Genomic DNA, 10,945 nt, shown 5'->3' with positions numbered 1-10,945 from the left:
CTGTGATGGGGAAGCTCCTTATGGAGCGAAGTCTTTGATTCCCCGCTGCCAAGAAAAGCTTCTAGCGAGATAAAAGGTGCCTGTACCGCAAACCGACACAGGTAGGCGAGGAGAGAATCCTAAGGTGTGCGAGAGAACTCTGGTTAAGGAACTCGGCAAAATGACCCCGTAACTTCGGGAGAAGGGGTGCTTTCTTAACGGAAAGCCGCAGTGAATAGGCCCAAGCGACTGTTTAGCAAAAACACAGCTCTCTGCGAAGCCGTAAGGCGAAGTATAGGGGGTGACACCTGCCCGGTGCTGGAAGGTTAAGGAGAGGGGTTAGCGTAAGCGAAGCTCTGAACTGAAGCCCCAGTAAACGGCGGCCGTAACTATAACGGTCCTAAGGTAGCGAAATTCCTTGTCGGGTAAGTTCCGACCCGCACGAAAGGTGTAACGATTTGGGCACTGTCTCAACCAGAGACTCGGTGAAATTATAGTACCTGTGAAGATGCAGGTTACCCGCGACAGGACGGAAAGACCCCGTGGAGCTTTACTGTAGCCTGATATTGAATTTTGGTACAGTTTGTACAGGATAGGCGGGAGCCATTGAAACCGGAGCGCTAGCTTCGGTGGAGGCGCTGGTGGGATACCGCCCTGACTGTATTGAAATTCTAACCTACGGGTCTTATCGACCCGGGAGACAGTGTCAGGTGGGCAGTTTGACTGGGGCGGTCGCCTCCTAAAGTGTAACGGAGGCGCCCAAAGGTTCCCTCAGAATGGTTGGAAATCATTCGTAGAGTGCAAAGGCATAAGGGAGCTTGACTGCGAGACCTACAAGTCGAGCAGGGACGAAAGTCGGGCTTAGTGATCCGGTGGTTCCGCATGGAAGGGCCATCGCTCAACGGATAAAAGCTACCCCGGGGATAACAGGCTTATCTCCCCCAAGAGTCCACATCGACGGGGAGGTTTGGCACCTCGATGTCGGCTCATCGCATCCTGGGGCTGTAGTCGGTCCCAAGGGTTGGGCTGTTCGCCCATTAAAGCGGTACGCGAGCTGGGTTCAGAACGTCGTGAGACAGTTCGGTCCCTATCCGTCGTGGGCGTAGGAAATTTGAGAGGAGCTGTCCTTAGTACGAGAGGACCGGGATGGACGCACCGCTGGTGTACCAGTTGTTCTGCCAAGGGCATAGCTGGGTAGCTATGTGCGGAAGGGATAAGTGCTGAAAGCATCTAAGCATGAAGCCCCCCTCAAGATGAGATTTCCCATAGCGTAAGCTAGTAAGATCCCTGAAAGATGATCAGGTTGATAGGTTCGAGGTGGAAGCATGGTGACATGTGGAGCTGACGAATACTAATAGATCGAGGACTTAACCATATAATATGTAGCAATGTTATCTAGTTTTGAGAGAATATAAAAAACTTGTTGACTTTAAAAGTTAAATAAGTTAAAATGATTCTTGTCTTAAATGAATACAGTCTGGTAATGATGGCAGAGAGGTCACACCCGTTCCCATACCGAACACGGAAGTTAAGCTCTCTAGCGCCGATGGTAGTTGGGACCTTGTCCCTGTGAGAGTAGGACGTTGCCAGGCAAAATGGAGGATTAGCTCAGCTGGGAGAGCACCTGCCTTACAAGCAGGGGGTCGGCGGTTCGATCCCGTCATCCTCCACCATATATGTCGGAGGGGTAGCGAAGTGGCTAAACGCGGCGGACTGTAAATCCGCTCCTTCGGGTTCGGCAGTTCGAATCTGCCCCCCTCCACCATTCTTAATTAATGGGCTATAGCCAAGCGGTAAGGCAACGGACTTTGACTCCGTCATGCGCTGGTTCGAATCCAGCTAGCCCAGCCATTAAGAGCCATTAGCTCAGTTGGTAGAGCATCTGACTTTTAATCAGAGGGTCGAAGGTTCGAGTCCTTCATGGCTCACCATTTTAATGAAATATGCGGGTGTGGCGGAATTGGCAGACGCACTAGACTTAGGATCTAGCGCCTTTGGCGTGGGGGTTCGACTCCCTTCACCCGCACTTTTAATAAAATAACTCATACATGTCTTGCGGAAGTAGTTCAGTGGTAGAATACAACCTTGCCAAGGTTGGGGTCGCGGGTTCGAATCCCGTCTTCCGCTCCAATTTTCAATATGACATGCCGGGGTGGCGGAACAGGCAGACGCACAGGACTTAAAATCCTGCGGTGGGTGACCACCGTGCGGGTTCGACCCCCGCCCTCGGCACCATATGCGCCCGTAGCTCAATTGGATAGAGCGTTTGACTACGGATCAAGAGGTTAGGGGTTCGACTCCTCTCGGGCGCGCTTTTATTAACGGGAAGTGGCTCAGCTTGGTAGAGCACCTGGTTTGGGACCAGGGGGTCGCAGGTTCAAATCCTGTCTTCCCGATATTCCCAAAAAACATGGGGCCTTAGCTCAGCTGGGAGAGCGCCTGCCTTGCACGCAGGAGGTCAGCGGTTCGATCCCGCTAGGCTCCACTTTATTTAATATATGTCTCGGAGGTATACCCAAGTTCGGCTGAAGGGATCGGTCTTGAAAACCGACAGGCGGTGAGAATCGCGCGGGGGTTCGAATCCCTCTACCTCCTCCATTTTTTCTCTAATGGTTTAGACATATAATAATAAAATATTTATTTTTTCCTTCATGGAGGTATACCCAAGTTCGGCTGAAGGGATCGGTCTTGAAAACCGACAGGCGGCGAGAGTCGCGCGGGGGTTCGAATCCCTCTACCTCCTCCATTTTTTAAAACTTTATATTGTCGCGGGGTGGAGCAGCACGGTAGCTCGTCGGGCTCATAACCCGAAGGTCGCAGGTTCAAATCCTGTCCCCGCAACCAAATGGTCCCGTGGTGTAGTGGTTAACATGCCTGCCTGTCACGCAGGAGATCGCCGGTTCGACCCCGGTCGGGACCGCCATTTATGTTGGCTCGGTAGCTCAGTCGGTAGAGCAGAGGACTGAAAATCCTCGTGTCGGCGGTTCGATTCCGTCCCGAGCCACCATTTTTTTATGCCGGCTTAGCTCAATTGGTAGAGCAACTGACTTGTAATCAGTAGGTTGGGGGTTCAAGTCCTCTAGCCGGCATCATTTAGGGGCATAGTTTAAAGGTAGAACTGAGGTCTCCAAAACCTCCAGTGTGGGTTCGATTCCTACTGCCCCTGTAAAGTATATGGGCCTATAGCTCAGCTGGTTAGAGCGCACGCCTGATAAGCGTGAGGTCGATGGTTCGAGTCCATTTAGGCCCACCATATATTATTCCGCAGTAGCTCAGTGGTAGAGCTATCGGCTGTTAACCGATCGGTCGTAGGTTCGAGTCCTACCTGCGGAGCCATGGCCCGTTGGTCAAGTGGTTAAGACACCGCCCTTTCACGGCGGTAACACGGGTTCGAATCCCGTACGGGTCATACAAAAAAGAGTCAGCATTATGCTGGCTCTTTTTTATTTTGTTAATCCTTTTTATTACGTTACTTTCCAGAAATAAATAAAGGAATTTTGGAAAAGCTATGGTATGTATAAAAAGGAGGAAATAAATAATGACACGAGTTAGAGACTTAATGAGTACCCATATTGTACATTGTACACCGCTAGACAATGTATATGAGGCAGCTGTTAAAATGAAGGAAGAATCAGTTGGATTAATTCCTGTTGTTGAAAATGAGCAAGTTGTTGGGCTTGTTACTGATCGTGATTTAGTCGTTCGAGGGATTGCTGAAAAACATCCTGGATCTAATAAAATTACAAATGTAATGACAACAAATATTATCTCAGTTTCTCCAAATGATTCTATTGAAAAAGCTACAGAGCTAATGGCACAGCATCAAATTAGACGATTACCAGTAGTTGATAGTGGTCAACTTATTGGCATGTTAGCACTAGGAGATTTAGCTATAAGGGAATCAGCAGATGATCAAGCTGGATTTGCCTTGAGTGAAATCTCAGAGCGTACAGAGTAAATTGAAACTTTAATTAACCGAGAGTTTAATGGTCACTCATAAAGAGCTAAATTATATATAAATTTCAGATACATTATTCTAGCATATATGGATTAAACTAATATGTTAGCGTGATGTATCTGAGACATTATATAATAAGGATACGGTTAATAATTTCGACATTTTTTTAAAATTTGTTATTCTTAATTTTTAATAAGAGAAAAGATGATATACTGATAGATATAAGTATTATGATAGATTTTGAATATAACAATATTAATTTTTAGTGGTGCGATAATAAATTAATATTTCCTACATAGATGAAAAGGGAAGGGGAATTATATGAAGGCTGTACAGGGCGATCCAAATTGGAATTTGGTTACAGATACATATATAGAACCAAATAATTTCGCTGAATTATTTTCTTTGCTTGTACCTTGTCACCCAAAAGGTGAGGGGAAAGAACGAACTATATTAGTATGGAAAGAAAAAGAATTTTATAAAGAAGAAAATTTAGCGGCATTTATCGTATATGGCATGAATAAAGCAAAGAAATTACCGCAGTTTCATAAAGATGAAATTCCAACTTTAGTGCGTATTCTTCGCTTATGCCAAGAGATTGGTTGGTATGAAGAGGCAAATGATTTTATGATAGCGCAAGGATTAGCTGAGTTTGTTCATACTTCATTGGAATATGAAACATGGGATCTTTTGACGCAATCAGTTGCTTTAAATTATTTAATTATTAAATATCGTATAGGTGAATTGACAGATAGGGATATTGAAATTTGGGATAGAGTTAAATTTAATGAGAAGTGTATAACCGATTGTAAACATTTATTATCTCATAAAGAAGTATTGGAATTTACATTCTTTTATATGTGCAAGAGAGCGAAATCATTATCAAAAGAGCAATTAAATAGTGATATGATGAGTTTAGCAATGTATTGTAATACTTTTGTATATGATTTGTATACACATGATTTATTACGGAAATATCGTAAGTGTACAGATTTCCTATCATATTATGGACCTAGTCAGGCAGTTTTAGCATGTCAAAGAGCTGTATTATCTCAAATTTCCGATCGCTTAGACCCATTAAAGACAACGCATGTAGATGATTATTTATATGTGATGAAAGAAATGATGGAGCATATGACGATAGGAGTAATGGATCGATACGGTCATTTTATTGGAAAGCTACTATCTTATGTGCCATTTTTCGAAATGATACAAGTTCCACAGCATGCATATTATTGTGAAGAATTACTGTATATTTGTAAGGGCATTGAATATAAAGAAGAAACACTACGCAATTATATATTTATACAATTACATGATTGTTTACCATCATTCTTTAGGCTATTTCTTAAAAATAAGCGTTACGCAACGATTCATGATATTCTTTTCTATTGGTGCGATGACGAACAACGAATGAGCTTAGAGAAAAAATATAATCTGAGCTTTATTTATGAAAAATATGCTTGTGGATAAACAATATTTTCGATATGAAAAATTAATATAAATTAAAAAGGATCTCCAGTTTATGTGAGATCCTTTTTTGTTAGTAAAACAAAGAGAAAGTGATTAAGACAAGAAAAAACATTCCATATAGGAGAAGTTGTTCAGTATAACTTCCTTGTATACCAAAAAAAGTATTGGCTTTCTTATACAAATTCAATATGTATTTTATTGGAGTATCTTTGAAAGATTGGTACACAGTGTCTCCTCTTTCTAAGCTTCTTGTTTTTGTTTTTGGTTATAAGGGACATTAATATATCTAGCTACAAATAATAAAACAGCCATAAAGAATACTGGAAATACAGTAGATAAATAAAAGCCATTACTAATTATATTTGTTATGAGAGCACTCAAAAGAAAAATAGCATTATAAATATGGGCAATTTTTTGTTTTAGTTGCACTTGAAATGATTCCATCATAATTTCTAATGCAACAAAAGCAATAATAATAGATAAAAATACAATGTTTGTATTGTAAATGATTAAACAACAGATTAAACCTAAAAAGGCTACGTATTCAATTATAAGAGGTATATTGCGTGGCATACAATTTACCTAACTAAATATGGCAGTGGATTTACTGCATTTGTTTTTTCAAAATTCCATTCTCCATTATGTAATTCAAAATGAAGATGCTGCCCGTATGAATGACCTGTGTTTCCCATATGACCTATTAATTGTCCAGTTTGTACTTGATCACCAGCTTGTACAGTGCGATCCTTCATATGAGCATAAACAGTTGTATATAATTTCCCATTGATTTGATGCGCAATGAAAACAACATTGCCATAGCTAGCTGAATAATAAGATTTCACAACTTTACCTGCAGCAGCAGCTTGGATAGAGACGTTTCCTGGAGCGGCAATATCTATACCATAATGCATTTGTTCCCAGCGTATATCAAAGGTTGAGCTAATTCTTCCTTGAGCAGGGAATTTGAAAGCAGCTGGAATTGATGAAGGTTGATCAGTTTTAGCTTGTGGTTGATTTTGTACTACATAGTGTTTTGCTACATATCCGTATCCTGTGCCAAAACGAATTTTATACCAAGTTCCTACAGTTTCTACTACTTGTACTTGTGTACCGTTTTGTAATGAACCGAGTAGAGCGCTACTTGTACTAGCGTTGCTACGTACATTTAGATTAGGTGTTGCAACAGTATATTTTGTATTATTTTGAACGGTGATTCCTTTTACTAAGGGTTGTGAACCATTAGAGATGAATGCTTTTTGTACGTAACCTGTTTGGCCATTATGCGATATTTTATACCATTCGCCTTGATCTTCTTGAACGGTAATAAACTTGCCATTTGGTAATACATCTAAAATGGAAGATTCTAAATTAGGTTCAGAGCGAACGTTTAATGCATTAGCATTAACGATGTATTGATCATTAGAATGAAGTTTGTTTTTTAGTAAAATAGCATCTTTTTGTACATAACCTACTTTATTATGAACAGATACTTTATACCACTCATTAGTTGTTTCAAGGATGTTCACTTTTGTATTAAAGCGAATTGTATCAATTGATGTGCTTTTTACGTTATCTTCTGTATGTAATGCTACTTGATCGACTTTGACATACCCAGTTTTAATATTAGATAATTGTTCAGCGTTTGCTTTTTGTACATTTGTTTCACCCATAGAAGGAAGTAAAGAAGCAATCGCTACAGTAGTTGCTGTTAAAGCAGTAGCTTTCATATTCATGGAATAGAGACCTCCTCTAGTTGTATAGTTGTAATTTTATTATAGTATAAAGATATAATATAGTGGGTGTATTCACATAAATGTAATATGAAATCAATATAAAAATAAATTTTTTGAGGATAATGATTCCTTCTTATGCAATTAATTGGGGTTTTATTTTCTAAAATAGAATGTATGTATTGTATAAATTTGATATTCTGTTAATAATTAAGAAAATTAAAAAAGTTGATGATGTCTTATTAGGGTGTTATACTGACAGTGATAATTTTATAGTTTGCTAGGAGAGCTGGTGTTGCCAGCTGAGAGTAGGCCGTAAGCCTTTGATCCTTTTTATTACCTGATCTAGATTATGCTAGCGTAGGGAAGCAATTCGGACACTAACAATGAGTCCCCGTTTCTTTGCGTATAGAAACGGGGCTTTTTTATTTGAAAATTTCATATTGAAACCACTAGGGGTGCTTGATTTGCTGAGAGAGGAATAATCCTTAACCCTTACAACACCTGATCTAGGTAATACTAGCGAAGGGAAGTGGAACATCGAATAAATGTATAACTTTATTTGCTGTAACCACTTCTTATATATAGAAGTGGTTTTTTATTTAGATACATATATTGAAAGGGGATAGAGAAATGAAATTTTGCGATAGATTATTAGAAACTGTGCAACCGGTTTGGGAGATGAGTCATAATCATCCGTTTGTAGTAGGTATGGGAGATGGCACGTTAGAAAAAGATAAATTCCAGTATTATATTATTCAAGATTATTTATATCTGCTAGATTATGCAAAGTTATATGCGATTGGTGTTGTAAAAGCAACGAATCCACAAGTAATGGGAAAGTTCGCTGAACAAATTGATGGAATATTAAATGGCGAAATGACAATCCATAAACAATATGCAAAAAGACTTGGAATTTCTATAGAGGAGATAGAGTCTGCGAAACCATCTGCTAAAAATTTAGCTTATACAAATTACATGATGTCTGTATCTCAAAATGGCACACTTGCGGAATTAATAGCAGCGCTTCTTCCATGTATGTGGAGCTATTGGGAAATTGGAAAGCGTTTAAATGATATTCCTGGAGCAAGAGATCATGAGTTTTTTGGTGAGTGGATTCAAGGATATAGTTCGGAAGAATACGGTAATCTGTGTATTTGGTTAATAGATTTATTAAATGAAATGGCAGTGGGAAAGTCTGAGACAGAACTAGAAAGATTAGAGGAGATTTTCTTATATTCCAGTCGATTTGAATATTTATTCTGGGATATGTCCTATCGTAAGGAGATGTGGGGATTTGAGGAGCAAGAACATACTACAGTTTCATAATGTTTCTTTTCATTACGATGAGAAACCAATCATCCATGAATTAAATGCTTCTATACATGAGAAAGAGTTTGTCAGTATTATCGGACCGAGTGGATGTGGGAAAAGTACTTTATTTCGCCTTATTACAGGTCTAGAAAAGGTAAGTACTGGACAGATAGAACTGACAGAAACAAAGCACCATCCTGTAGGATATATGCCGCAAAAAGATATGCTTTTGCCGTGGAGAACAATTATTGAGAATGCTGCCCTGCCGCTAGAGTGCCAAGGTGTACAGAAGAAAGAAGCACAAGTAAAGGCAAAGGAACTGTTACATAAATTTGGTTTGCAAGGGTATGAGAAAAAATATCCGAAAGATTTATCTGGTGGTATGAGACAACGTGTATCTTTTATTCGAACTTTATTAACAGGCGGGGAAATATTGCTGTTAGATGAACCATTTAGTGCGTTGGATGCTTTAACGAAGACCTCTTTGCAAGAATGGTTGTTTGAACAATGGCAAGAGTGGGAAAAAACAATTTTATTCATTACTCATGATGTTGAAGAAGCGTTATTTCTTTCAAACCGAGTTTTAGTAGTGGAACAGCAGCCGATAACGACTTTGACTGAGCGGACTGTACCGCTTGATCATAACAGAACACGAAAAGATTTATATAAACCGGAAGTATTAGCGCTGAAAGATGAGCTTCTTAGTATGTTACAAAGGCAGGTACTTGTGTGATGAACCGATTGAAAGAATTAGTTCCTGCTATTACACTTTCTAGTATTTTACTAGTTGTGTGGGAAATAGGAGCAAGAATTGTAGATGAGATGTACATTTTACCGTCACCTTCTGCGATTGTAATGAAGATATGGAAACTAAAAGACATATTATTTACAGTTCATTTACCTGCAACGTTATACGTCGTTTTAATAGGTGTTGTTATCTCTATCGTATTAGGTGTAGGGCTAGCGATGTTAATGAATGCGAGTACATGGATGGAGAGAGCATTTTATCCATTATTAGTTGCTTCACAAACGATTCCGATTACTGCGCTTGCTCCGCTATTTGTTTTATGGTTTGGATACACAATTTGGAGTAAGGTTGTTGTCACAGTTTTAATTACGTGTTTCCCAATTGCGGTCAATACGTATGATGGACTGCGTAGTACGAAAAAAGAATGGGAGGAGCTCTTAGTTACATATGGAGCAACAAAAAGAGATATTTTTCTTAAATTAAAGTTGCCGTCTGCTCTTCCTTATTTTTTCTCAGCTTTAAAAATTGCAGTTCCGCTTAGTGTTATCGGAGCAGCAATTGGAGAATGGCTCGGTGCACAAGCTGGGCTTGGATATTTCAGTAAGAGAATGATGACGCAGTTAGATGGAGCTGGCGTATTTGCACCTATTGTATTGTTATCATTATTAGCTATTTTCTTCGTCGTAATTATTTCCATATTAGAAAAGAAATTCATTAGTTGGAGGAAGTATTCATGAAATTTTTAAAGCGCATCTTTGTGTTTACATTATTAATTGCAATAATTGCAGGATGTTCGAGTAATTCAGCATCAGACAAAAGTAAAAAAGAGAAAGAAATAACAGTCATGTTAGATTGGTATCCAAATGCGGTACATAGCTTTATCTATGCAGCAATTGAAAAAGGATACTTTAAAGAAGAAGGTGTAAAGGTAAATATTAAATTCCCTTCTAATCCGACTGATCCATTAACGCTGGCAGCAGCAGGGAAGGTAACAGTTGGCTTGTATTATCAGCCAGATGTTGTTATGGCGAGAGCGAATGAGCAAATTCCAGTGAAATCAATTGGAGCTGTCGTACGTTCACCATTAAATCATGTTGTATCACTGAAATCAGCGGGCATTCAATCACCGAAAGATTTAGAAGGAAAAACAGTAGGATACTCTGGAACACCTTTAAGTGAGATGTATTTAAAAACGATGGTAAAAGAAGCTGGTGGTAATCCTGATACAGTGAAAGTAGTTGATGTTGGCTTTGATTTAGTACCAGCATTAATTACGAAGAAAGTAGATGCGGTAACAGGGGCATACATTAACCATGAAGTACCTGTTATGCGTCATGAAGGCCATGAACCAGCGTACTTTAATCCAGCTGATTACGGAGTACCAAACTATCATGAGCTTGTGTTTGTAACAGGTGATAAAACGTTGAAAAAAGATAAAGAAGCGTTGCAAGCTTTCTTACGCGGTACGAAAAAAGGCTATGATTTCATGAAGAAAAACCCAGATGAAGCATTGAATATTTTATTAAATCATCAAGAAAAAGAAAACTTCCCACTTGTGCCAGAAGTTGAAAAGGAAAGTATGAAAATTTTATTAGAGAAGATGGAAACGAAAGATGAGCCATTTTTATCAGATTCAAAAGAATCTTGGGAGAAACAAAATAAGTGGCTGAAGGACAAAGGAATGACGAAAGAAACCGTCCCAGCCGATGAACTATTCGAAAATATTTTAAAGTAGGCGAATGA

The 10,945-nt window shown here is 39.4% G+C and carries 8 protein-coding genes, 20 tRNA genes, 2 rRNA genes and 2 riboswitches (1 of these 32 only partly in view); of the genes, 28 read left to right on the top strand and 2 right to left on the bottom strand.

Features of this window, described 5'->3' with window-relative positions; translation table 11 throughout:
* The 24 genes from B9A45_RS26690 to B9A45_RS26575 form a co-directional block, all read left to right on the top strand.
* A 23S ribosomal RNA gene (locus B9A45_RS26690) occupies positions 1-1,354 on the top strand (it extends 1,568 nt beyond the left edge of the window).
* A 101-nt stretch (positions 1,355-1,455) separates the two neighbouring features.
* A 5S ribosomal RNA gene (rrf, locus tag B9A45_RS26685) occupies positions 1,456-1,571 on the top strand.
* Positions 1,572-1,576: 5 nt separating this feature from the next.
* Positions 1,577-1,652: transfer RNA gene (locus B9A45_RS26680), tRNA-Val, on the top strand.
* An 8-nt stretch (positions 1,653-1,660) separates the two neighbouring features.
* A tRNA-Tyr gene (locus tag B9A45_RS26675) sits at positions 1,661-1,744 on the top strand.
* Positions 1,745-1,755: 11 nt separating this feature from the next.
* Positions 1,756-1,830, top strand: a tRNA-Gln gene (locus B9A45_RS26670).
* Positions 1,831-1,834: 4 nt separating this feature from the next.
* Positions 1,835-1,910: transfer RNA gene (locus B9A45_RS26665), tRNA-Lys, on the top strand.
* Between the two features lie 14 nt (positions 1,911-1,924).
* Positions 1,925-2,005: transfer RNA gene (locus tag B9A45_RS26660), tRNA-Leu, on the top strand.
* A gap of 29 nt (positions 2,006-2,034) precedes the next feature.
* Positions 2,035-2,109: transfer RNA gene (locus tag B9A45_RS26655), tRNA-Gly, on the top strand.
* 16 nt (positions 2,110-2,125) lie between these two features.
* Positions 2,126-2,214 (top strand) — tRNA-Leu (locus tag B9A45_RS26650).
* A 3-nt stretch (positions 2,215-2,217) separates the two neighbouring features.
* A tRNA-Arg gene (locus B9A45_RS26645) sits at positions 2,218-2,291 on the top strand.
* Positions 2,292-2,301: 10 nt separating this feature from the next.
* Positions 2,302-2,375 (top strand) — tRNA-Pro (locus B9A45_RS26640).
* 16 nt (positions 2,376-2,391) lie between these two features.
* Positions 2,392-2,464 (top strand) — tRNA-Ala (locus B9A45_RS26635).
* Between the two features lie 20 nt (positions 2,465-2,484).
* Positions 2,485-2,577 (top strand) — tRNA-Ser (locus B9A45_RS26630).
* Between the two features lie 55 nt (positions 2,578-2,632).
* Positions 2,633-2,725 (top strand) — tRNA-Ser (locus B9A45_RS26625).
* Between the two features lie 21 nt (positions 2,726-2,746).
* A tRNA-Met gene (locus B9A45_RS26620) sits at positions 2,747-2,823 on the top strand.
* A 3-nt stretch (positions 2,824-2,826) separates the two neighbouring features.
* Positions 2,827-2,902 (top strand) — tRNA-Asp (locus B9A45_RS26615).
* An 8-nt stretch (positions 2,903-2,910) separates the two neighbouring features.
* Positions 2,911-2,986, top strand: a tRNA-Phe gene (locus tag B9A45_RS26610).
* Between the two features lie 9 nt (positions 2,987-2,995).
* Positions 2,996-3,068, top strand: a tRNA-Thr gene (locus B9A45_RS26605).
* A 6-nt stretch (positions 3,069-3,074) separates the two neighbouring features.
* Positions 3,075-3,145: transfer RNA gene (locus B9A45_RS26600), tRNA-Trp, on the top strand.
* A gap of 10 nt (positions 3,146-3,155) precedes the next feature.
* A tRNA-Ile gene (locus tag B9A45_RS26595) sits at positions 3,156-3,232 on the top strand.
* 8 nt (positions 3,233-3,240) lie between these two features.
* Positions 3,241-3,315, top strand: a tRNA-Asn gene (locus B9A45_RS26590).
* 1 nt (position 3,316) lies between these two features.
* Positions 3,317-3,388, top strand: a tRNA-Glu gene (locus B9A45_RS26585).
* 129 nt (positions 3,389-3,517) lie between these two features.
* On the top strand, positions 3,518-3,937 hold the full coding sequence (locus B9A45_RS26580; protein ID WP_000199011.1) for a CBS domain-containing protein: 420 nt from the start codon (positions 3,518-3,520) through the stop codon (positions 3,935-3,937).
* 321 nt (positions 3,938-4,258) lie between these two features.
* Entirely contained in the window at positions 4,259-5,410 is a 1,152-nt protein-coding gene (locus tag B9A45_RS26575; protein WP_000648912.1) for a DUF3965 domain-containing protein, read from the top strand.
* 240 nt (positions 5,411-5,650) lie between these two features.
* Here B9A45_RS26575 and B9A45_RS26565 read toward each other — a convergent pair whose 3' ends face one another.
* Both B9A45_RS26565 and B9A45_RS26560 read right to left on the bottom strand, forming a co-directional pair.
* Positions 5,651-5,983, bottom strand: coding sequence for a hypothetical protein (locus B9A45_RS26565; RefSeq protein ID WP_001137823.1), 333 nt, complete (start codon positions 5,981-5,983; stop codon positions 5,651-5,653).
* Positions 5,984-5,988: 5 nt separating this feature from the next.
* Positions 5,989-7,143 (bottom strand): SH3 domain-containing protein, encoded by a 1,155-nt coding sequence (locus B9A45_RS26560; protein ID WP_001056031.1) that lies wholly within the window; start codon positions 7,141-7,143, stop codon positions 5,989-5,991.
* A gap of 269 nt (positions 7,144-7,412) precedes the next feature.
* A riboswitch (TPP riboswitch) is annotated at positions 7,413-7,524 on the top strand.
* 60 nt (positions 7,525-7,584) lie between these two features.
* Positions 7,585-7,688, top strand: a riboswitch (TPP riboswitch).
* An 85-nt stretch (positions 7,689-7,773) separates the two neighbouring features.
* On the opposite strand from B9A45_RS26560, the gene tenA reads away from it, so the two are divergent.
* From tenA to B9A45_RS26540, 4 genes are read left to right on the top strand one after another with little or no spacing between them, the layout of a single operon-like run.
* Positions 7,774-8,469 carry a thiaminase II gene (gene tenA / locus B9A45_RS26555; protein WP_000666828.1) on the top strand — a complete coding sequence of 232 codons (696 nt, stop codon included), beginning with the start codon at positions 7,774-7,776 and terminating at the stop codon, positions 8,467-8,469.
* Positions 8,438-9,187, top strand: a complete 750-nt coding sequence (locus B9A45_RS26550) for an ABC transporter ATP-binding protein (protein ID WP_001256793.1) — start codon at positions 8,438-8,440, stop codon at positions 9,185-9,187. Before tenA ends, B9A45_RS26550 begins: the two co-directional genes overlap by 32 nt.
* Entirely contained in the window at positions 9,187-9,939 is a 753-nt protein-coding gene (locus B9A45_RS26545; protein ID WP_084065484.1) for an ABC transporter permease, read from the top strand. The genes B9A45_RS26550 and B9A45_RS26545 overlap by 1 nt, the downstream gene beginning before the upstream one ends.
* Positions 9,936-10,937, top strand: coding sequence for an ABC transporter substrate-binding protein (locus tag B9A45_RS26540; protein WP_000670416.1), 1,002 nt, complete (start codon positions 9,936-9,938; stop codon positions 10,935-10,937). Before B9A45_RS26545 ends, B9A45_RS26540 begins: the two co-directional genes overlap by 4 nt.
* Positions 10,938-10,945 lie beyond the last annotated feature (8 nt).

This window comes from Bacillus sp. JKS001846 (assembly GCF_900176455.1).
GTDB lineage: Bacteria > Bacillota > Bacilli > Bacillales > Bacillaceae_G > Bacillus_A > Bacillus_A cereus.
Note: the sequence above shows the minus strand (reverse complement) of the source record. Positions and strands in the feature narration are given on the sequence as shown.